This window comes from Deinococcus indicus (genome assembly GCF_002198095.1).
Lineage (GTDB): Bacteria > Deinococcota > Deinococci > Deinococcales > Deinococcaceae > Deinococcus > Deinococcus caeni.
Genome location: NZ_NHMK01000020.1, coordinates 30,758 through 52,025 on the forward strand (window position 1 = coordinate 30,758; position 21,268 = coordinate 52,025).

Annotated in this window: 20 protein-coding genes and 1 pseudogene; 15 read left to right on the forward strand and 6 right to left on the reverse strand. The window is 70.6% G+C overall.

The window, feature by feature from the left end; translation table 11 throughout:
* Positions 1–67 precede the first annotated feature (67 nt).
* The gene (locus tag CBQ26_RS12960; protein WP_088249265.1) at positions 68–325 is read right to left on the reverse strand and encodes a cold-shock protein; all 258 of its coding nucleotides are present in this window, start codon (positions 323–325) and stop codon (positions 68–70) included.
* Positions 326–638: 313 nt separating this feature from the next.
* Between CBQ26_RS12960 and CBQ26_RS12965 the strand changes: the two genes are divergently transcribed.
* From CBQ26_RS12965 to CBQ26_RS12985, 5 genes are all read left to right on the forward strand, one after another.
* Positions 639–1,298, forward strand: a complete 660-nt coding sequence (locus CBQ26_RS12965) for a GntR family transcriptional regulator (protein ID WP_088249049.1) — start codon at positions 639–641, stop codon at positions 1,296–1,298.
* Positions 1,295–2,227 carry a proline dehydrogenase family protein gene (locus CBQ26_RS12970; RefSeq protein WP_088249050.1) on the forward strand — a complete coding sequence of 311 codons (933 nt, stop codon included), beginning with the start codon at positions 1,295–1,297 and terminating at the stop codon, positions 2,225–2,227. The genes CBQ26_RS12965 and CBQ26_RS12970 overlap by 4 nt, the downstream gene beginning before the upstream one ends.
* 9 nt (positions 2,228–2,236) lie before the next feature.
* A complete protein-coding gene (locus CBQ26_RS12975; protein WP_088249051.1) occupies positions 2,237–2,704 on the forward strand; it encodes a hypothetical protein in 468 nt (155 codons plus the stop codon).
* 11 nt (positions 2,705–2,715) lie between these two features.
* Complete coding sequence (gene pruA / locus CBQ26_RS12980) at positions 2,716–4,287, forward strand: L-glutamate gamma-semialdehyde dehydrogenase (protein ID WP_088249052.1); 1,572 nt, start codon at positions 2,716–2,718, stop codon at positions 4,285–4,287.
* Positions 4,288–4,634: 347 nt separating this feature from the next.
* Positions 4,635–6,413 (forward strand): S8 family serine peptidase, encoded by a 1,779-nt coding sequence (locus tag CBQ26_RS12985; protein ID WP_088249053.1) that lies wholly within the window; start codon positions 4,635–4,637, stop codon positions 6,411–6,413.
* 50 nt (positions 6,414–6,463) lie between these two features.
* Here the strand turns inward: CBQ26_RS12985 and CBQ26_RS12990 are convergent, their stop codons facing one another.
* Both CBQ26_RS12990 and CBQ26_RS12995 read right to left on the reverse strand, forming a co-directional pair.
* A complete protein-coding gene (locus CBQ26_RS12990; RefSeq protein ID WP_088249054.1) occupies positions 6,464–7,807 on the reverse strand; it encodes a phytoene desaturase family protein in 1,344 nt (447 codons plus the stop codon).
* A gap of 1 nt (position 7,808) precedes the next feature.
* On the reverse strand, positions 7,809–8,699 hold the full coding sequence (locus tag CBQ26_RS12995) for a UbiA family prenyltransferase (protein WP_088249055.1): 891 nt from the start codon (positions 8,697–8,699) through the stop codon (positions 7,809–7,811).
* Between the two features lie 99 nt (positions 8,700–8,798).
* On the opposite strand from CBQ26_RS12995, the gene CBQ26_RS13000 reads away from it, so the two are divergent.
* Complete coding sequence (locus CBQ26_RS13000) at positions 8,799–9,791, forward strand: MerR family transcriptional regulator (RefSeq protein ID WP_088249056.1); 993 nt, start codon at positions 8,799–8,801, stop codon at positions 9,789–9,791.
* On the forward strand, positions 9,788–10,669 hold the full coding sequence (locus CBQ26_RS13005) for a complex I NDUFA9 subunit family protein (protein WP_088249057.1): 882 nt from the start codon (positions 9,788–9,790) through the stop codon (positions 10,667–10,669). The genes CBQ26_RS13000 and CBQ26_RS13005 overlap by 4 nt, the downstream gene beginning before the upstream one ends.
* A gap of 25 nt (positions 10,670–10,694) precedes the next feature.
* Here the strand turns inward: CBQ26_RS13005 and CBQ26_RS13010 are convergent, their stop codons facing one another.
* The 3 genes from CBQ26_RS13010 to CBQ26_RS13020 all read right to left on the reverse strand — a co-directional run bounded on the left by CBQ26_RS13010 (position 10,695) and on the right by CBQ26_RS13020 (position 13,440).
* Positions 10,695–11,234, reverse strand: a complete 540-nt coding sequence (locus CBQ26_RS13010; protein WP_088249058.1) for a phosphoribosyltransferase family protein — start codon at positions 11,232–11,234, stop codon at positions 10,695–10,697.
* 174 nt (positions 11,235–11,408) lie between these two features.
* A complete protein-coding gene (locus tag CBQ26_RS13015; RefSeq protein ID WP_088249059.1) occupies positions 11,409–11,942 on the reverse strand; it encodes a phosphoribosyltransferase family protein in 534 nt (177 codons plus the stop codon).
* Positions 11,943–11,982: 40 nt separating this feature from the next.
* On the reverse strand, positions 11,983–13,440 hold the full coding sequence (locus tag CBQ26_RS13020) for a YdgA family protein (protein WP_088249060.1): 1,458 nt from the start codon (positions 13,438–13,440) through the stop codon (positions 11,983–11,985).
* 297 nt (positions 13,441–13,737) lie between these two features.
* On the opposite strand from CBQ26_RS13020, the gene CBQ26_RS13025 reads away from it, so the two are divergent.
* The 8 genes and pseudogenes from CBQ26_RS13025 (at position 13,738) to CBQ26_RS13060 (ending at position 21,068) form a co-directional block, all read left to right on the forward strand.
* Positions 13,738–14,190, forward strand: a complete 453-nt coding sequence (locus tag CBQ26_RS13025; RefSeq protein WP_088249061.1) for a DUF4395 domain-containing protein — start codon at positions 13,738–13,740, stop codon at positions 14,188–14,190.
* Positions 14,191–14,238: 48 nt separating this feature from the next.
* Positions 14,239–15,810 (forward strand): nitrite/sulfite reductase, encoded by a 1,572-nt coding sequence (locus CBQ26_RS13030; protein ID WP_088249062.1) that lies wholly within the window; start codon positions 14,239–14,241, stop codon positions 15,808–15,810.
* Positions 15,759–16,346 (forward strand): annotated as a pseudogene (gene cysC / locus CBQ26_RS13035) (adenylyl-sulfate kinase); the annotation flags it as partial. The gene CBQ26_RS13030 and the pseudogene cysC, both read left to right, overlap by 52 nt.
* A complete protein-coding gene (locus CBQ26_RS13040) occupies positions 16,343–17,026 on the forward strand; it encodes a phosphoadenylyl-sulfate reductase (RefSeq protein WP_088249064.1) in 684 nt (227 codons plus the stop codon). The pseudogene cysC and the gene CBQ26_RS13040, both read left to right, overlap by 4 nt.
* A gap of 102 nt (positions 17,027–17,128) precedes the next feature.
* A complete protein-coding gene (gene sat / locus CBQ26_RS13045; protein ID WP_088249065.1) occupies positions 17,129–18,295 on the forward strand; it encodes a sulfate adenylyltransferase in 1,167 nt (388 codons plus the stop codon).
* 96 nt (positions 18,296–18,391) lie between these two features.
* On the forward strand, positions 18,392–19,342 hold the full coding sequence (locus tag CBQ26_RS13050) for an ABC transporter substrate-binding protein (RefSeq protein ID WP_088249066.1): 951 nt from the start codon (positions 18,392–18,394) through the stop codon (positions 19,340–19,342).
* A gap of 131 nt (positions 19,343–19,473) precedes the next feature.
* Positions 19,474–20,313 carry an ABC transporter permease gene (locus CBQ26_RS13055; protein WP_088249067.1) on the forward strand — a complete coding sequence of 280 codons (840 nt, stop codon included), beginning with the start codon at positions 19,474–19,476 and terminating at the stop codon, positions 20,311–20,313.
* The gene (locus CBQ26_RS13060) at positions 20,310–21,068 is read left to right on the forward strand and encodes an ABC transporter ATP-binding protein (RefSeq protein WP_088249068.1); all 759 of its coding nucleotides are present in this window, start codon (positions 20,310–20,312) and stop codon (positions 21,066–21,068) included. Before CBQ26_RS13055 ends, CBQ26_RS13060 begins: the two co-directional genes overlap by 4 nt.
* Positions 21,069–21,268 lie beyond the last annotated feature (200 nt).

The window sequence follows — 21,268 nt, forward strand, 5'->3', positions numbered from 1 at the left end:
GGGAGGGCCGGTGCATGAAAAAACCGGAGGGCCCTGGTGGGCACCTCCGGTCAGGGGTGGTTTGCGATTACCAGCGGTCGTCGCGGCGGCCACCGCCGTACTCGCTGACGGGCGCGGCCTTCGTCACGACGATGTTCTTGGCCTGCGGGCCCTTGCCGCGCTGGCCTTCTTCCACCTCGAACTCGACTTCGTCACCCTCGTTGAGCTTCTTGAAGCCGGTGCCCTGGATGGCGCTGAAGTGCGCGAACACGTCGGGGCTCCCTTCCGTCTGAATGAAACCGAAGCCCTTCTCCGCGTTAAACCATTTCACTTTACCTACAGCCATGTTCAACTCCTTAGTTTACAAAGGCACGAAGAGACGCACAGAAACCTTGTGCGCCTCTTACTCACTGCGTACCCAGGAAAACTATGGGGCCAGTGTAGGGTTCCGGCCCCGGATCAATTGCACCCCGCGTCACATTCTGTCGGCCTGTGGGAAGGAGCGGATGGCTGCCTCTATCAGGCCACCGCGAACACCTGCCAGCGGCGGAAAATTCAGTCCTGCCGGGCCTCTTCCGGCTGTGACCTGCGCGCCGTGCAACCCCCTGCGGCGCGTACCGCGGCTTGCACGGCGCACAATATTGTATACAATATCCACAATGACCTCCTTCGAGCGCCCCACCCTGGTCCGCGACGGCGTGTACGACCACCTGCGCCGCGCCGTGCTGGACGGCGACCTCGCCCCCGGCGAACGCCTGGGCGAGGTGGAACTCGGCGCGCAGCTCGGCGTGTCCCGCACCCCCATCCGCGAGGCCCTGATGCGCCTCACGCAGGACGGCCTCCTGATCGCCGAGGCGAACAAGGGCGTGCGCGTCCGCACCCTGAGCGCCGCCGAGGCCCGCGACACCTATGTCGTCCGCGAGGAACTCGACGGTCTGGCCGCCGCACTCGCTGCGCAGCACCACACCCCCGCCGACGCCGCCGCCCTGCGCGCCGCCCTGAATGAGCTGCACGCCGCGCCCGGCAGCGACTACCGCGCCCAGACCCGCCTGGACCTCGCGTTCCACCGCGCCATCACGCACGCCGCGCACAACGCCGCCCTGAACGACCTGAACCGCGACCTCGAACAGCGCGTCGCGCTGATCAAGCACCAGACCCGCACGTACAACGCCCACCCGCAGACCGACGCGCAGCACGCCGCGCTGCTGGACGCCATTCTCGCCCGTGACCACGACGCCGCGCGGGACGCCGCCCGCACGCACGTCCGCACCTTCGCCGCCCTCGTCCTGAACGACCTTCAACCCAGGAGCACCCCATGATCGACCAGATGTACCGCAAAGCCGTCCTGACCGTCGCCGGGCAGAAAGCCATCGAGAACGCCGTCCGCGCCCGCGGCTGGGGCATGGCCCAGCGCTTCGTCGCCGGGGAAACCCCCCAGACCGCCATCCAGGCCGTCCACGACCTGAAGAAAGACGGCATCATGGCGAACCTCGACCTGCTGGGCGAATTCATCGAGAGCCCCGCGCAGTGCACGCAGTTCGCCGACAACGTCATCACCATGCTGGACGCCGCGCACGCCGACGGCATCACCCCCTACGTCAGCATCAAGCTCTCCAGCGTCGGCCAGGGCAAGACCGAAGGCGGCGAGGACCTGGGCCTCACGAACGCCCGCCGCATCATCCGCCGCGCCAGGGAGTACGGCGGCTTCGTGTGCCTCGACATGGAAGACCACCCCCGCGTGGACCAGACCCTCGCGCAGTTCCGCACCCTCGTCGGCGAGTTCGGCGGGCAGCACGTCGGCACCGTCCTCCAGAGCTACCTCTACCGCACCGAGAAGGACCGCGCCAGCCTGGACGACCTGAAGCCCAACCTCCGCATCGTGAAGGGCGCGTACCTGGAACCCGAAACGGTCGCGTACCCGCAGAAAGCCGACGTGGACGCCGCGTACCGCCGCCTCGTGTACGCCCACATGAGCGCCGGGAACTACGTGAACGTCGCCACGCACGACGAGGGCATCATCCACGACGTGCAGCTGTACGCCCTGGCGCACGGCATCAGCAAGGACGCCTTCGAATTCCAGATGCTGTACGGCATCCGCCGCGACCTGCAACGCAACCTCGCCGCCGCCGGGTACCGCGTCCGCGCGTACATCCCCTACGGCCGCGACTGGTACCCCTACTTCAGCCGCCGCATCGCCGAAACGCCCCGCAACGCCATGTTCGTCATCCGCGGCATGCTCAAAGGCTGAACGAACGCGATGAACCCTCTCGGGTACATCAACCTCTTCTGGCTGCACGAGGTTCTGAACTGGGCGATTCACGCCTCAGACGACTGGTACCGCCAGACCTGCCCCGAGAAGGTGGACTTCGAGATGGACAGCTACGTGCTGGCCCCGTACACCGGCAATGCGCACAGCCTCCAGGCGTTTCTGGCCCATGGACTCAGACCCGTCTTCGACTCGCTGAACGACTTCCAGAAGGTTCTCGTCCTCGACTGCTTTGCGCTTCTGCTCGCCAGAGATGAGCCTTCGCTGTGGGAGAAAGTCAACTTCTTCGACACCGTCATGAGCAACCGGATCGTGCTGGCCGAAGAGCCAGAGCCATTGTTCAGAGCGTTCTTCGACGTCCTCAGCGCGGGGACTGAACCGGAACTCGCCACCTACCGGGACATTTCAGCTCCCGTATTCAACCCAGCCGACCACATCCAGCTCTATCAATTCTGTTAAGGAGACCCACCATGATCAAAGTTCAGGAATACCGCCCGCAGAGCTTCATCGACTTCACGAAGGAAGAGAACGTCAAGGCCTATCAGGACGCGCTGAAGAAGGTGCGTGCGGAACTGGTCGGGAAGCACTACCCCATGGTCATCGACGGTGAGCGGGTGGATACGGCCGAGAAGCTGACCAGCCTGAACCCCTGCGATACCAGTGAAGTGGTGGGCACGACGGCGAAGGCGACCGTCGAGGATGCCGAGCGTGCGTTGCAGGGCGCGTGGAAGGCGTTCGAGTCGTGGAAGAAGTGGGACATGGACGCCCGCGCCCGGATTCTGCTGAAGGCGTCCGCGATCCTGAAGCGTCGCCGCCTGGAAGCGTGCGCGCTGATGAGCATCGAGGTCGGGAAGAACTACGCCGAGGCTGACGTGGAGGTGGCGGAGGCGATCGATTTCCTGGAGTACTACGCGCGTAGCGCCATGAAGTACTCGGGTTTCGGGAGCAGCGAGACGACGTGGTTCGAGGGTGAGGAGAACGGCCTGATGAGCATCCCGCTGGGCGTGGGCGTGAGCATCAGCCCGTGGAACTTCCCGTGCGCGATCTTCATCGGGATGGCGGCCGCGCCGATCGTGGTGGGGAATTGCGTGATCGTGAAGCCCGCCGAGGACGCGGGATTGATCGCGGGGTTCATGGTGGACATCATGCTGGAGGCCGGGCTGCCTGCCGGGGTGCTGCAGTTCCTGCCGGGTGTGGGCAGGGAGATCGGGGAGTACCTGACGACGCACGCGAAGACGCGCTTCATCACGTTCACGGGGAGCCGCGCGGTGGGCCTGCACATCAACGAGGTGGCGGCGAAGGTGCAGCCCGGCCAGAAGTGGATCAAGCGCGTGATCATGGAGCTGGGCGGCAAGGACGGCCTGATCGTGGACGAGACCGCCGATCTGGACGTGGCGGTCACGGCGGCGGTGCAGGGCGCTTTCGGCTTCAACGGGCAGAAGTGCAGCGCCATGAGCCGCCTGATCGTGGTGGACAGCGTGTACGACGCCGTGGTCAGTGGCTTCGTGGAGCGCACGAAGGCCCTGAAGGTCGGGACGGGCGAGGAGAACGCGAACGTCACGGCGGTCGTGAACCAGATGAGCTTCGACAAGATCAAAGGCTACCTGGAGATCGCCCCCGACGAGGGCAAGGTGCTGCTGGGCGGCGCGGCCCCCGGCGAGGCGAACGGGAAGCAGGGGTACTACGTGCAGCCGACCATCGTGGGTGACGTGAAGCGCGAGTCGCGTCTGGCGCAGGAGGAAATCTTCGGGCCGGTCGTGTCGGTCATCCGCGCGCGGGACTGGCAGGACGCGCTGGATATCGCGAACAGCACCGAGTACGGCCTGACGGGCGGCGTGTGCAGCGCCAGCCGGGAGCGTCTGGAGCAGGCCCGCGCAGAGTTCGAGGTGGGGAACCTGTACTTCAACCGCAAGATCACGGGCGCCATCGTGGGAGTGCAGCCGTTCGGCGGGTACAACATGAGCGGCACGGACAGCAAGGCGGGCGGCCCGGACTACCTGGCGAACTTCATGCAGCTCAAGACCGTCACCGAACGCTGGTAAGCGGCGCGTGAGGGGGGCAGGCAGGGGGGAACCTCTGCCTTCCCCCTGTCCGTGTGGTGGGGGGCGGGATACCCGCTGCGCCTGCATGGAACGGTTTCGGCAGGCCATTCGACCAGAACGCCTTTAAATGACCCGGCGGCGAAATGCAAGCGCCCATGCGCCGGTTGGTTGAACTCTGTTCAGAGCTGTCTAGCCGACTGCCCTGGGGGGATTCCGGGCGCGCATTAGTATCCGCGCCAAGCTCAACTGCACGACTGTCTGCCGGCTGAATTCCACGTTCCTGTGCTCCGTTCGCGGGGTGCCGGAGTCGTCTTCCCGTCGCACGGCCAGATCCCACGGAGGCACGCATGAACCGGACCCACGCCCTGCTGGCAACGACCCTCGCCCTGACCCTGGCCGCCTGCGGACAACCCACGACCGTCGCCCCGGACGCCGCCGCCCCGACCGCCCCCGTCGCCGGGACGCCGGCCGGGACGGACAGCTACCTCGTGGGGTTCCGCCAGCCGCTGACCGCCCAGAACCTCGGGGGTCAGGAACTCGCCGCGCAGGCCGCCGTGCAGGCGCAGGCCATCACCGCAGCGGGCGGCGTGATCAGCAGCCAGTGGGCGGACATCAGCGCCGCCGCCGTGCGCCTGAACCCTGCGGCCCTCGCGGCGCTGCGCGCCAACCCCAGCGTCGAGTACGTCGAGCAGGAAGCCGTTCACCGCGCCCAGGGCCGCCCCAGCGGCACCAGTGACGCCCGCCCCGCCTCTACGCTGTCGGCGCAGGGGGCTACGCTGTCGGCGCAGCGGCTGGGCGCGCAGGCGCTGTACGCACCCAGCGGCGAGTTCACCTGGGGCGACAACGCCCTGCGCGTCCCGGCCCTGCGCGCCGCCGGGTACACCGGCGCGAGCACCACCAGGGTGGCCGTGTGCGTCCTGGATACCGGCATCGACGGGAACCACCCGGAATTCCAGCGGAAACTGACGGGCTTCAAAAACTTCGTGACGACCGAGACCAACCGCAACGACCCCTACGCCCTGAACGACGTGGACGGGCACGGCACGCACGTCGCCGGGACCGTGTTCGCGCAGTACGGCGCGGGGACCGGCGCGGCCGGACTCCTGGGCGGCATGGACTCGGCGGGCGTGGGTGGCGTGGCGACCGGCGCGAACCTGTTCGTCGGGCGCGTGCTGGGTGACACCGGGTCCGGCAGCAGCAGCGGCATCATCAACGGCGTGAACTGGTGCGTGGCGCAGCTGAAATCGCAGGGCGGCACGCAGGACCGGGTCGTGGTGTCCATGAGCCTGGGCGGCGGCAGTAAGAGCCAGACCGAGCAGCGCGCGTACACCGCCGCGTACAACAAGGGCGCGCTGATCATCGCGGCGACCGGGAATGACGGCGCGGCCGTGTCCTACCCCGCCGCGTACACCCAGGTGGCGGGCGTGGCCGCCGTGGACAGCAACCTCGCCAAGGCGGACTTCAGTAACTTCGGCACGCAGGTGGACCTGTCGGGGCCCGGCGTGGCTGTCCTGAGTCCCGTGCCGCTCGGTCAGGGCACAGCCGCGAGCGCCTCGGGCGGCGGCGTGACCTTCACGGACGTGCAGGCGGCCGACAAGACCGGGCGGGGCAGCTTCACCGGCGCCGTCGTCGCGGCGGGCGGCACGAACAACGAGTTCTGCGGCGCCGGCACCCGTAACGCCGCCCTGAACGGCAACATCGCCCTGATCGCGCGCGGCACCTGCTCCTTCGAGGAGAAGACCGCGAACGCTGTCGCCAGCGGCGCCCGCGGCGTCATGATCTACAACAACGCTGCCGGCGCCCTGGGCATCAGCCTGACGAACACCTACGCCGTGCCGGTCGTGGGCATCCAGCAGGCGGACGGGCAGGCGCTGCTGGGCAAACTGCCCGCCAGCGGCACCGTCGCCGTCACGAGCGCCGACTACGCATACCTCGACGGGACCAGCATGGCCACCCCGCACGTCAGCGCCGCCGCTGCCGTCGTCTGGGCCGCCAAACCCACCCTGACGAACACCGGGCTGCTCAACCTGCTGACCAGCACCGCCAGGGACCTGGGCACGGCTGGCCGGGACAATAACTTCGGGTACGGTCTGGTCGACCCGCTGAAGGCCATCACCGGGCAGTAAACGTCCCCTGCACGCAGCACCCCCTTCCACGCGGAGGGGGTGCTGTTCATTTACCAGCCGGCCTCTCTCAGCAGGCGGTCCACGATCAGCGCGCCGCCCAGGATGGCAGGCAGGCCGCCGCCGGGGTGGACGCCGGTGCCGACCTGCCAGAGGTCGCGGGTCAGGCGGTACGGTTGCGGGTGCAGCGGGCCGCCGCGCAGGGCGGGCAGGGCCGCGCCGTAGATCGCGCCGCCCGGATGGCCGCCCCGCGCGTAGTGGGCGGGGTTCAGGGTGACGGTCCCGGACGCGGGGGCGAGCAGGTCCGGCACGTTCAGGGTGCGTTCCGCGCGCCGCAGTTGCGCCTGCACCCAGGGGTGGTCGGCGGTCAGGGGGCGGCCGGTGGGGGGCGCGGTCAGCAGCACGGCGAGGCGGGGGCCGTCCGCGTGCACGAGGGTCAGGGTGGTGTGCGGGAGGGCTCCGGCGCGCAGGGCGGCGCGGAAGTGGCGGAAGCTGCCGGGCGGGATGACGCTGGTGGCGGGCAGCGGCGCGGGGGCGGGCAGCGCGGCGTACAGGGCGACGCCACTGACCGTGCGGGGACCGGGCCGGGGCGAGTGCCCGCGCAGCCGGGCGAGGCGAGCCGGGTCCACGGCGCTGACGATCAGGGCGTGGCGGCGGACCTCTCCCCCGTTCAGAGTCAGGGTGGGGCCGCTCAGGGCGCGGACGCCCACCCCCTCGCGGATGGTCACGCCGCGCGCCTCGCCGAAGCGGCGCAGGGTGTCGAGCAGCGCGCCCATGCCCTGGGCGGGCCGGAACACGTCCGCGCCCACCAGTGCGGGAATCAGGGCGTACAGGGCCGGGGCGTCGGCGGGGCTCAGGCCGGCGTTCAGGGCGTGCGTGGCGAGCGCGTGCTCCAGTGCGGGCGGCAGATGCCGGGCGCGCAGCCACGCGGCGGCGCTGGCGTGCGGCGCGGTGGCGCGCAGCAGCGCCGCCGACGCCCGCAGGAACGCCGGGTCGTTCAGGCGCGGCGGGGTGATCAGCAGGGTGGTCAGGTGCGCCCGCAGGGGGTGGGCGGCCCTCACGTACCGCTGCCAGTGGGGGAACAGCGCATGGCCGGGCGGCACAGGCAGCGGCACCGGCCCGTGCGGCGTGTGGTGCACGCCCAGAGCGCCGGGCAGGGGGCGCAGGTCCAGCGGGTTGGGTTCGTGCAGGCGGGCCAGCACGGCTCGCCACACGTCCGGGAAGGTGAAGAGGCTGGGGCCGGTGTCGAAGCTCAGGCCGCCCGCCTGTTCGCGGCGCAGCTTGCCGCCCGCGCGGTCCTGCTCGTACACGGTGACCGCGTGCCCGCGACCGGCCAGCAGCGCAGCCAGGGTCAGTCCGGCAACCCCGCCCCCCACCACGCCGACCGTGCGACTCACCCTACAGGCCGGTCCACTGCCCGCGCGCCAGCAGGTACACGAGCTGCACGCCGGCGACCGCGCCCACGATCCAGGGCGTGACGATGCTCAGCGGGTACAGCCGCGCGGCCTGTTCGGGCGTCGGGCGGCGCAGCAGGGCCAGGGCCATGCCGCCGCAGGTCAGCAGCAACGCCAGCGCCGTGAGTTTCGAGGCGGGCAGCAGCAGCGCGGCCGCCAGCGCGAACCACGCCAGGGCGTAGGCGGCGCTGCCGCGCACACCCAGGGTCGTGGCGACCGTGCGCGTCCCGGCGGCCCGGTCGGCGGGAATGTCCTGCGCGGCGTCGAAGGCGTGCTTCCCGACCGAGTAGCTCATGAGGGCCAGCAGCGGTCCCCACGGCGCGGGGCTGCCCAGCGTCAGGGCCGGGAGGATCAGCGGCAGGGCGTACGCGACGTTGCTCAGGCCGTCCAGGAAGGGGCGGCCCTTCAGGCGCAGGGGCGGCAGGCTGTACGCCGCGAACAGGACCGCCGACAGCAGCAGCGCGGCCGTCGCGGCCGGCGGGAGCAGCAGCGTCAGCAGCAGCAGCGCGGGAATGTTCAGCAGCAGCGTGGCGCGCAGCAGCGGTCCCCCCTCGTGCAGGGTCAGGCGCGCGCCCTGCCAGCCGCCCTTGCGGGACGAGCGGGCGTCCTCCTCGCGGTCGGACAGGTCGTTCAGGCCGTAGATCAGCAGGTTGAACGGCAGCGTCAGGTACGCCAGCAGCGCCAGCAGCCCGGCGTCCAGGGTGTACAGCCGCCCCGAGAGCCACACGCCCGTGACGAGCGTCCCGACCGTGTTCACCCACAGCGCCGGACGGGACACGGTCAGCAGGCGCCGCAGCGGCAGGCGGTGGGTTCGGGGAGAGACGGCGCCGGACATGAGCAATCCGCATTGTATGCACGGGGCGGGCCGGGCAGATGCCCCTTGGGCGTAATCCTTACCATCGGCCGGTGCGGCCGTGCGGCACAATACGGCGAGATGAAGCCGACTGCCGGACGGTCCCAGACCGGAATGTTCACCGCCTCGGAGGTCGAGGCGCGGACCGGTGTCCCTGCCACGACGCTGCGGCAGTGGGAACGCCGGTACGGGTTCCCGCACCCGGCCCGCAACGCCAGCGGGTACCGCCTGTACTCGCCGGGGGACGTGGCCGCCATTCAGTACATGCAGTCGCAGTTGCAGTCGGGCGTGCCGGCCAGCCGCGCCGCCGAACTGACCGTGCAGGCCATGGCCGGGAGCGGCCCGGCGCCCACCCCCCAGGACCGCGCCGCTCCCGAGCCGGACCGCGCGGCGCCCGAGCAGGGACGCAGCGGCGCGCAGTGGTCGGCGCTGCTCACGCAGGCGCTGATCGACTCGGACACGGACCGCGCGGCAGCCGTGCTGTCCGAGGCGCACGCGCAGATTCCGGTCGAGGTCGTCATGACCGACGTGATCAGCCCCACCATGATCGAGATCGGCGCCCGCTGGGAACGCGGGGAGATCACGGTCGCGCACGAGCATCAGGCGACCGCGTTCCTGCGGTCACGCATCTCGGGCCTGATGGACGTGGCGGGCGTGCAGGCCGGCTTCGGGCCGCTGGTCGTGGCCGCCTGCGCCCCGCAGGAGCAGCACGAACTGGGCCTGATGATGCTCACGCTGGCGCTGCGCCGCCGGGGCGTGCGCGTGGCGTACCTGGGCGCGAACGTCCCGCTGGGCGACCTGGCGGTGTACGCCCGGCAACGCGAGGCCCGCGCGGTCCTGCTGGCCCTGAACGGCACCTGGGCGCTGGAATCCACCCTGGAACACCTGCGGGACCTGGACGGCCTGAACGTGCCGCTGTTCGTGGGGGGCGCGCTGCTGAACAGCCAGCCGCACCTGGCGCGCACCCTGCGCGGCGAGTACGCCGGGCCGGACGCCCCCAGCGCCGCGCAGCAGATCGCGGCCCGGCTGCTGGGCGGCGCGCCCCCCCCTCATCCTCCCGGAGGTTCAGAATGAACGTACTCGTCACCGGAGCCAGCGGCTTCGTCGGAAAGGCCGTCGTGGCCGAACTGCTCAAGCACGGACACACCGTCACGGCCGGCAGCCGCTCGGGCGGCGACGTGGGCGGCGCGCGCGGCGTGAAGCTGGACATCACCGACCCCGGCAGCGTGCAGCGCGCCGTGGGGCAGGCCGACCCGCAGGTGGTCGTGCATCTGGTCGGCATCATCGCCGAGAAGGGCGACCAGACCTTCACGCGCGTGCATGTGGACGGCACCCGCAACGTCCTGGCGGCCACGCCACGCGGCGCGCGCTACGTCCACATGAGCGCCCTGGGCGCGCGCGAGGACAGCGCCAGCGGGTACTCCAGCAGCAAGGCGAAGGCCGAGGCGCTCGTGCGGGCCAGCGGCCTGAACTGGACGATCTTCCAGCCCAGCCTGATCTTCGGGCCGGGCGACGACTTCTTCGGGCGTGTGCTGCGGGAACTCGTGAGCGCCGCGCCGGTCGTGCCGCAGATCGGGAACGGCCGCTTTCCGTTCCGGCCGGTCAGCGTGCAGGACGTGGCGCAGGCCTTCGCGCTGGCGGCGGGTTCCGACCTGGGCGCCGGGCAGACCTTCGCGCTGACCGGCCCGCAGGAATTCACGTTCCGGGAACTGCTGGAACTGGAACTCGGCGCGCTGGGCAGGAAGAAACCCATCGTGCCGGTCCCGCTGCCGCTGATGGACCTCGCCGTGCCGCTGATGCAGGTGCTGCCCAGCCCGCCCATCACGCGCCACCAGTACGCCATGCTGAAAGAGGGCAACACCGCCCCGAACGAACCGGCCCGCACGCTGTTCGACCTGCCCATGCGCCGCCTGCCCGACGACCTGCCGGGCCTGCTGCGCGCCGGGCGCTGACGCGAAGCGCGCGGGCGGGTGCGGGTTACAGCGAGCGGGGCAGGTCCTGAAGGACCGTGACGGACATGGGCGGCTCGCCCTGCCGGAACGCCGCGAGGTACCCGGTGACGGTCCCCCCGGCCCTCTCGACCAGCCGGGCCAGCGCCTGCGCGGTTCCGCCACTGGCGATCACGTCCTGCACGATGGCCACCCGGCGTCCGCGCAGCCGCTCGGCGTGCGGGCCGTCCAGCCACAGCGTCTCGGTGACGCCCAGCGTCATGCTGGGCACCTCCTGAATCAGCGGGGACTGCATGTACGTGCGGCGTTTCTTGCGGGCGCAGACGTACGGCAGGCCGCTGCGGTCGCTCAGTTCGTGAGTGAGCGGCAGGGCGTTCGTGACGACCGTCAGCAGCACCTCGGTCTGCGCGGGAATCAGCGCGACGAGTTCCTGCGCCGCCACGTTCGTGAATTCGCTGTCACCGATGAATTCCACCAGTGGGACGCGGCCCAGGTTCCCGGCGCGCACGGTCGGCAGCGTGCGCTCCAGACCGCCGATCGTGACCGTCAGTTCGTTCGGGTTGTTCATGGCCCACACCCTATCCCGCCGGTCTACCCGGACTTTCAGGTCCGCCCGCCCGGAAGGCCAGGGTGTCCAGCCCGGCGGAACGCCGGCAGGCAGCAGGCTGCCGCCCCCCGCGTGAGGGAGCGGCAGCGCAGAAGGCTCAATCGGGCTTCGCAGCCCGTTCAACCGGAGTCCGGATCAGTTCTCGAACAGCGGCAGGTGGCCCAGCGCGGTTACTTCCGGGCGTTCCTGCCCCTCGGTGAACACCGCGACGACCGCCGCGACCTCGCCGCCGACCTCCTCGATGATCTGGCGGATGGAGTGCAGGGTGCCGCCGCTGGACACCACGTCGTCCACGATGGCGACCTTGCGGCCCCGGATCTTCTGCACGTCGAAGCCGTCCAGCACCAGCAACTGGGGTTTGCCGGTCGTGATGCTGACCACCTCGCGCGCCACGGGTTCGACCATGTACGGTTTCTGCGTCTTGCGGATCACGATGTACGGCTTGCCGCTCTCCCGGCTGATGACGTGCGCGAGGCTCAGCGCCTTGACTTCCGGCGTGACCAGCACGTCGATATCGGCGGGCAGCAGGCGGGCCAGTTCACAGCCGGCCGCCTCGGTCACTTCGGTGTCGCCCAGCATGTTGAACAGGGCGACGCTGACACCAGGGGCGACGGGAACGATGGGAAGGTCGCGGGTCACGGCGCCCACTTGAACTTTGAACGTGTTCACTCTGAGCAGTGTAGTACGGACCTCCCTACCGCACCGCGGGTCAGTCCAGGGGCTGGCCGTTCAGGGTGGCGCGGCCCTGATCGAGGCGCAGGTCGAGGCCCAGCTGATCGCCGCTGCGGGTCAGGTACCCGGCGCCGAGCAGGGTGTCGATGTCGGCCAGTTCGGCCAGCGGGCCGAGGTTGCCGAGCAGGCCGGTCAGGGCCGCCTGGGTGCCGCTGAGCTTCAGTTGCAGGTCCGCCAGGGGCAGCAGCGTGTCGGGCCGGTCGGGCAGGGCCTGCAGTTGCGGGTCGGTCAGGCGGGCCGCGCCGGGCAGGGAGAACTGGCCGGTCAGGGTGACGTTCCCGCCGGGCTGCGTGACGTTCAGGCGCTCCAGCCGCAGGACCGGGGTGTCTTTCAACAGGGTCAGCAGGTCGGCGCGGGCCTGCGCCTGCTGTGCGGGATCGAGGGTCGCGAAGGGGTCGGCGGGGTCCGGCGCTGTCGGCGTCTCTTTCAGTGCCGGGGCCTCGTTCAGCAGGGTTGCGAGGCGCGCGAGGGGTTCCCTGGCGAGGTGTCCGAGGCTCAGGTGCAGTTGCAGGTCGCGCAGGGTCTGGGCGGCGCCGTCCGGGCCCGGCAGGGTGAGGGTGCCGACGTCGTAGCGGACGGCGCTGTTCAGGTAGTCGCCCTCGCCGGTCGTGTCGGCGCTGATGTTCAGGGCGGTCAGGTTCATGGCCGCTCCGTCTCCCTGGAGGGCCGCGCGGTCCAGGGTCAGGCTGGCGCGGCCCAGGCCGATGGGGTCGGTGGGGCCGCTGCGGCGGTTCTCGCCGGTCAGGGTGACGCGGCCGACGGTGGCGGTGGTGGGGTTGCCGTCGCCGGGGTCGCGGACGGTCAGGCCGGGCCAGCTGAGGTTCAGGCGGGTGTCGTGACCCTCGGCGTCCACGGTGCCGCCCAGCGGCTCCCAGGTGACGGTGGTGCCCTGTTCGGTCAGGGTGCCGCCCGGCACGTCCACGCGGCTGTGGGTGTCTCCGGCCAGTCCGATGACGGTCTGCACCTGCGGCTGGCGGTCCGGGAAGGCGCGGGCGTACGCGGCCTGCGCCTGGGGGTCCTCGGGGCGGAAGGTGGTGGTCACGGTGGCCTGCCCGACGCCGCTGAAGGCCGGGAGCGGGCCGTGCCGGATGTCGTTCGTGACCAGCAGGGCCTGCGAGGCGCCGGTGCTGCCGGGCAGCGTGAGCCGCAGCACCTGGGTGCTGTGCGTGAAGCCGCGTGTGTACGACACCTGCTCGACCTGTGCGCCCGAGGCGGCGGCGCGGGCGCGCAGGGTGGTGGTCAGGTCGGCCGTCAGGGTCTGGGCGCGGGCGGAGAACACGGCGGTCGCGCCGGCATACGCGCCGACCAGCAGCAGCGCCCCCAGGGCAACGGCGGCCAGCGGGCGGGCCGGGCGGGAACGGGTGGGCCGGGAAGCGGGGGTGCCGGATGTGTTCGGACTGCGGGGAGTCGGGCTGGGGGGAATCGGATCGGTCATGGGGTCTCCTGCGGGGCCGGGTGGGGGTGGTGCCGGCAGGCTAGCGGGCGGGCCGGACGGGCGCTGCCGCAGGTGCCCTTGACAGCCGGTCAGTACGGTGGCGGGTCATGACGAGGGTGGTCTGCACGGGGAATCTGTGGATGCACGCAGCCGGGCGGGCCGCCGCACCGTCACCCGCCGCACCGTCAACCGCCGCGCCGTGGAGGGACTGGTGTGGGCGGCGTGAAGGGCCGCTCCGGGCACCTGTCTGGATAGTTGACTTGTTTTGTCCGCCATAAAGGTTTACCTTTTTTGTCAATGATTGCCTCCGCCCCCACCCGACAGCCCGCGCGCACGGACCTCAGCGCCCTGAAGTTCAACCAGCTGAGCGTGGTCTTCGTGACGCTGCTGGCCGTGATCCTGACCCTGCCGGCCCTGACGCTGATCCTGGGCGCCGCCATGCTGCTGGGGGCCGTGCGCCCCGACCTCTCCCCCATGCGCGCCGCGTACCGCCTGCTGGGCCCCGCCCTGGGCCTGAGGCCCGAGGTCGTGGACGAGGACCCCCGCGCGCACCACTTCGCGCAGGGCGTGGGCGGCACCTTCCTGCTGGCCTCGGCCGCCTTCACGCTGGCGGGCCTGCCGGTGGCGGGCGCGCTGCTGGGCGTGGTCGTGATCGCCCTGGCCGTCCTGAACCTGACCGAGAAGATCTGCGTGGGGTGCATCATGTACTTCCAGTTCCGCCGCCTGCGTTACCGCCTGCTCGGCCGCTGAGCCCGCCCACCGACCCACGAGCCCCCCGCACCCCCCAGAGGACCCACCATGAGCGACATTGAAGCCTTGAAGAAAGAAGTGCCCCCGTTCCAGATCTTCGACCTGATCCCCCAGTACGCCGCGCAGGGCTTCATCGACCCCGAGCGCATCGACCTGCTCAAGTGGGCCGGGGTGTATCCGCAGCGTCCGCAGGAGGACGGCTTCCTGATGATGCGCGTGCGCGTCCCCGCCGCCGAGTTCTCCAGCGCGACCATGCGCGAGGTGGCGAACATCGCCGAGGAGTACGGCCGGGGCTTCCTGGACGTCACGGACCGGCAGGCGTTCCAGTTCCACTGGCTGACCATCGACAAGATCCCGCAGATCTTCGACCGGCTCGCGCCGCTGGGCCTGCACCCCAAGGGAGCCTGCGGCGACACCGTGCGCGCCGTGATCGCCAGCCCCCTGGCGGGCCTGGACGCCCGCGAGATCATCGACGTGCGCCCCCTGGCCCACGCCATGGAAGGCACCCTGACCGGCAACCCCGACTTCCAGGACCTGCCGCGCAAGTTCAAGATGAGCATCACGGCGGTGCCGGAACTCGAAGGCATCCACATGATCAACGACATCGGCTTCCTGGCCCACAGGGTGAACGGTGAGGTCGGCTTCGACGTGTGGGTGGGCGGCGGCCTGGGCGCCGTGGCGCACCTGTCCAAGCGACTGGGCGTGTTCATCCGCCCCGAGGAGGTCGTGGAGGTCGGGCAGGCCATCACCGCCGCGTACCGCGACCACGGGTACCGCCAGAACCGCAAGAAGAGCCGCCTGAAGTTCCTGATCAAGGATCTGGGCGTGGAGAAGTTCCGCGAGATCGTCGAGAACGACTACCTGGGCCGCAAGCTCACGGACGGCCCGGCTGCCCCCACGGCGCGCTTCGGCGGGAACGACGTGCTGGGCGTGAACCCGCAGGCGGACGGCCTGAACTACGTGGTCGTGGCGACCACCGTGGGCCGCATCGACCCCGCCAAGGCCCGCGCGCTGGCCGATCTGGCCGACCGCTACGGCAAGGGCGTGCTGCGCACCACCGCGTTCCAGAACATGGTGATCCCCCACGTCGCCACCGAGGATGTCGAGGCCCTGAGTGCCGAACTGGCCGCCATCGAGCTGGCACCCAAGACCACCATCCGGGGCACCACCATCGCCTGCACGGGCAACCAGTTCTGCCGCCTCGCGCTGACCGAGACCAAAGCCCGCACCGCCGATCTGGTCGATCACCTCGAACCGCTGACCCTGGCGATGGACGTGCCGTTCACGATCAACCTGACCGGGTGCAGCAACGCCTGCACGCGCTATCAGGTGGCCGACCTGGGCTTCATGGGCGCGAACAAGACCGACAAGGACGGCACCGTCCACGAGGTCTTCAACGTTCACCTCGCCGGGAGCATCGGGCAGGCGCACCGCACCGGCACCAAGCTGAAGGGCGCGGTGCCCGCCGAGCAGCTGAACGCGTACGCCGAGGCGGTGCTGGCCGAATTCCAGGCGAACAAGCACGCGGGCGAGAGCTTCGTGGAGTACGCCGACCGTATCGGGCACGAGCACTTCGCGCCGGACGCCGTGCTGGGCGCGCGCGAGGCGGTCACCGCATGACCGCCGTGGCCGAGCAGCAGGCCGTCGGCACGGGCCGCGTGGTGTGGCTGACCGGCCTGAGCGGCGCGGGCAAGAGCACCCTGGCGAGCGCCCTGCACGCCGAACTGCTGGCGCGCGGCGTGGCCGTGGAACTGCTCGACGGTGACGCGGTGCGCGAGAACCTCAGCAAGGGCCTGGGCTTCTCGAAGGCCGACCGGGACACGAACGTGCGCCGCATCGGCTTCGTGGCGGGCCTGCTGGCCAAACACGGTGTGACGGTCCTCGTCAGCGCGATCAGCCCCTACGCCGACACGCGCCGCGAGGTGCTGGACAGCCTGCCGGACGCGCTGGAGGTCTTCGTGGACGCCCCGCTGGACGTCGTGACGGCGCGGGACGTGAAGGGCCTGTACCTGAAGGCCATCGCCGGGGAGATCCCGCACTTCACCGGGGTCAGCGACCCCTACGAGGCGCCCGAGAACCCGGACCTGCACCTGCGTACCGACCTCATCAGCGTCGAGGACGGCGTACGGCAGCTGCTGGAGGCTCTGAAGGTATGACCGCCACCTCGCCCCGACCCGACTTCACGCCCGCCAGCGACCCGCTGGACGTGATCCGCTGGACGCTGGAAACGCACCCGGACGCCCTGATGCCCAGCGCGTTCAACCTGAACGGCGTGGTGCTGCTCGATCTGGCCGTGAAGGCCGGGTACCGGGGCGAGGTGGTGTTCGTGGACACCGGGTACCACTTCCCCGAGACGCTGGCGACCCGCGACCGACTGGCCGCCCGCTACCCGGAACTGACGTTCGTGACCCTGAACGACGGCGCGACTCCCGAGGACGGGCAGACGGACCCGGCGCTGTATTCCAGCGACCCGGACGCCTGCTGCGCCGTGCGGAAGGTCGCGCCCCTGCAGGCGTACCTGCGCCAGCGGGCCCCGTCGGCGCTGTTGAACGCCCGCAGCCGTGATCAGGCGAGCACCCGCGCGGACATTCCGTTCGTCGAGGACGGCGCGCGCGTGAAGGTGAACCCGCTGGCCCACTGGACGCGCGAGATGCTGGAAACCTACGCGCGGGAGCAGGACCTGCCGGTGAACCCGCTGTACTGGGACGGGTTCCTGAGCGTGGGCTGCTGGACCTGCACGCGTGCCGTGCGTCCCGGCGAGGACGCCCGCGCGGGCCGCTGGGCCGGGAAGGGCAAGACCGAGTGCGGCCTGTGGGCCGGGGACGGGAAATTGTGATGCGCCGCTGTTGACGTTGCCCGTCACACCTGCCGCCGCCCGAGTTCCGAGCGGCTTTTCCTGCCCCGAATAGTTGAGTCTTTTCATCAAGAGGTCCGACCCATGACGATCCTGCTCCCCACCACCTCCACCCTCCCCACCCCCCTCGGCGGCACCCTGGTCAACGGCGTGCGCCGCGCCGGACACGACTTCGACCCGGCGGAACTCGCCGCGCTGCCGCGCCTGAGCATCAGCGAGCGCACCCTGGCCGACCTGGAGATGCTCGCCACCGGCGCGTACTCCCCCCTGACCGGTTTCGTGGGGGAAGCGGACTACCTCTCGGTCATCGAGCGGCTGCGCCTCGCGGACGGCACGCCCTGGAGCATCCCGATCACGCTGCCCGTGAGCGCCGAGCACGCCGGGCTGCGCGGGCGCGTGGTCCTGAGCTTCGAGGGTCAGGACGTGGGCTGGGTGGACGTGCAGGAGGCCTACGCGGCCCGCAAGGCCTGGGAGGCGCGCGAGGTGTACCGCACCGAGGACGAGACGCACCCCGGCGTGGCCGCGCTGTACGCGCAGGGTGACTTCAATCTGGCCGGGCCGGTCGCGCTGTTCGAGATTCCCCGTGGGCACTTCCCCCGCCACCACCGCACGCCCGCCGAGGTGCGCGAGGTGATCGAGGCGCGCGGCTGGCGTTCCACGGTGGCGTTCCAGACCCGCAACCCGATCCACCGCGCGCACGAGTACCTGCAGAAGGTGGCGCTTGAACTCGTGGACGGGTTGCTGCTGCACCCGCTGGTCGGCACCACCAAGGGCGACGACGTGCCCGCCGCCACCCGCGTGCAGGCGTACGAGGTGCTGCTGGAGGGCTACTACCCGCAGGCCCGCACGCTGCTCAGCGTGTACCCGGCCGCCATGCGCTACGCCGGGCCGCGCGAGGCGATCCTGCACGCCCTGTCCCGGCGCAACTACGGCGTGACGCACTTCATCGTGGGCCGCGACCATGCGGGCGTCGGCAGTTACTACGGCACGTACGACGCGCAGGAGATCTTCAGCGCGTACACGCCGGAGGAACTGGGCGTGCAGATCCTGAAGTTCGAGCACACCTTCTACTGCAACTCCTGCGGTCAGCTCGTCAGCCCCCGCACCTGCCCGCACGACAGCTCCCACCACCTCGTGCTGAGCGGCACCAAGGTCCGCGAGAAGCTGCGCGCCGGCGAGAACCTGCCCGCCGAGTTCACCCGGCCCGAGGTGGCCGAGGTGCTGCGCGCCGCGTACGCCGACCGCGCGTAGGCCGCGAGCTGAAGGAAACCTGAAGGGACGGCCGGGCCGGTCACACGTGCGCGCCCGCCGTCCCGCTTGAAATGCATCATCCACCCCGGAGGGCCCATGACCCGAACGCGTATTCAGACCCTGCTGATCCTCTCGCTGCTCGGCAGCGCCGCCGCCCAGGAAGCCCAGACCGTGCGCCTGGGCTTCTTCCCCAACCTCACGCACGCGCCCGCGCTGGTCGGCCTGGAGCGGGGCACCTTCCAGAAAGCGCTGGGCAAGGTGAAGCTGGACCCCAGGGAATTCGTGTCCGGCACCACCCTGACCGAGGCCTTCGCCGCCGGGCAGATCGACATCGCGTACGTGGGGCCGGGACCGGCCATCAACGCCGCCGGGCGCGGCATGCCCGTGCAGTTCCTGGCGGGGGCCAGCGAGGCGGGCGCGGTGCTCGTCGTCCGCAAGGACAGCAGCGTCCGGTCGTACCGGGATCTGGGCGGAAAGGTCGTCGCGGTGCCCAGCCTGGGGAATACGCAGGACATCAGTCTGCGGCACATCCTGAACGAGAACGGTCTGAAGTCCAGGACGGACGGCGGGACCGTCACGATCACGCCCGTCGCGCCGGCCGACGTGATGACCGCCTTCGCCGCCAAGCGCGTGGAGGTGACGCTGGTGCCCGAACCGTGGGGCGCGGCCCTCGAAGCGCAGGGGCACCGCGTGATCGGCAACGAGAAGACCGTCTGGCGCGACGGGAAGTACCCCACGACCGTCGTGATCGTGAACGCGAAGTTCGCGCAGGCGAACCCGCAGCTCGTCACGGCGTTCCTGAAGGCGCACACCGACGCGGTGGCGTTCATCAACAGGAACCCGGTGGCCGCGCAGACGGCCGTGAACGCGAAACTGCTGGAACTCACGGGCGCGAAACTCGATCCGCGCGTGCTGCAACGCGCCTTCGCGCGGACGCGGTTCACGACCAGCCTCGATCTGGCAGCCCTGACCGAGTACGCGAAACTGAACGTGGAGGCCGGGTACGCCCGCAGCGCGCCGGACCTCGCGCCGTTCATCCGCAAATGACCGGGACTGCCGTCCACTGACCCCCCGGAACGCGGCCGGGCCGCCGACCCCACGCCTGGAACCCGTTTCTCTCCCACTCGCATTCCCCCGGATTGAAGGGGCTTTCTTCAACCGAAGTCCATGAGGCTGATATGACCGTTTCTCCCCTGTCTCCCGAACGTCCCGCCGCCGCGCGCGGCGGTTCGTCCCGCCGCCAGACCCTGCTGACCCAGCTGGCGGGCCTGCTGATCCTTCTGGGCGTGTGGTGGCTGGTCACCGACGTTCTCAAACTGTACCCGCCGTACGTGTTCCCCGGCCCGAAGGCCGTGTGGACCGAGGTGAGTTACGGCCTGTGGGGGACCGGCCCGCAGGACGGCAAGCTGCTGTCCGCCATCGGCGGAAGCCTGCGCCGCGTGCTGAGCGGGTACGCGGTGGCGGTGCTGCTGGGCCTGCTCGTGGGCCTGCTGATGGGCGCGTGGCGGCCGCTGCGGACCACGCTGGGCGCGTACCTGACCGGCATCCAGAGCATCCCGAGCATCGCGTTCGTGCCGTTCGCGATCCTGTTCTTCGGCCTGAACGAACGCGCCGTGATGTTCGTGGTCATCCTCGAGGGCTTCATTCCGGTGGCGCTGGCCGTGTCGGGCGCGCTGCTGAACGTGCCCCCGGCGCTGCGCGTGGCGGGCCGCACCCTGGGCGCCGGGAAACTGGCCCTGACGCTGCGGGTGCTGCTGCCGGCGTCGGTGCCGAGTGTCCTGACCGGCCTGCGCACCGCCTGGAGTTTCTCGTGGCGGGCGCTGGTGGGCGCCGAGCTGCTCATCGCGGGCGTCACCAGCCTGGGTGAGATGCTGGAGGTCGGGCGGAACACCGCGAACGTGGCGCTGGTCCTGGCGACGATCATCATCATCGGCGTGATCGGCGGGCTGTTCGACGCCGTGCTACGCGCCGCCGAGACCCGCGTCCGGCGGGACTACGGCCTGGAGGTGCCGGCATGACCACGTCCGTTCAGGAGGGAGCCGTTCCGGTGTCCGCCACCACCCGCAGCGGTTCACCGCTGGCGCTGGACGGCGTGACCTTTCACTACCCGTCGCGCCGTCGCGCCGGGGCCGGCGTGGGTCCGCTCACGCTGGACGTGTCAGCCGGGGAGTTCCTGTGCGTGGTCGGGGCGTCCGGCAGCGGCAAGAGCACCCTGCTGAGCCTGCTGGCCGGGTTCCTGAAACCCCAGTCGGGCCAGATCCGGCTGGGCGGCGAGGTCGTGCGCGGCCCGCACCCCCGCCTGACGCTGGTGCAGCAGGAGGCGGCGCTGTTCCCGTGGCTGACCGTCGCCGGGAACGTGGGCTTCGGCCTGCGCGGCCTGAACCGCGAGCAGCGGCAGGCGCGGGTGGCCGACGCGCTGCGGCAGGTGGGGCTCGCGGAGTACGGCGCGCGCCGCCCGCACGAGCTGAGCGGCGGGCAACGGCAACGGGTCGCCCTGGCGCGCGCCCTGGCAGTCCAGCCGGGCCTGCTGCTGCTCGACGAGCCGTTCAGCGCCCTGGATCACGCGACCCGCACCGCGCTGGCCGACGAGCTGCTGGCCCTGTGGTGGCAGCACAAGGTGACGGTCGTGTTCGTCACGCACCAGCTCGAAGAGGCCCTGCACCTGGGGCAGCGGGTGGTGGCCCTGCGGGCCGGTCAGGTGGTCCTGGACGCCCCCGCCAAGAGCATCGGCGTGGAGGACCTGCGCCGCACGCTGGAGGACGGGGGACCGTAACCCCCCAGCGGGCAGGAAACGGGGAGTGGGAACCGCCGGTCGGCTGGCCCCCACTCCCCGTTTCCTGCGGTGCTGCTCAGCAATGGTGCGGACAATTTTCAAGCGACAGCATGGGATACGTCTTCTGTCACGTCATTCCTGCTCACCTCCTCCCAGCCTCCCCCCTCAAGGGGGAGGGGTCAACACGGGGTGTTCATCGC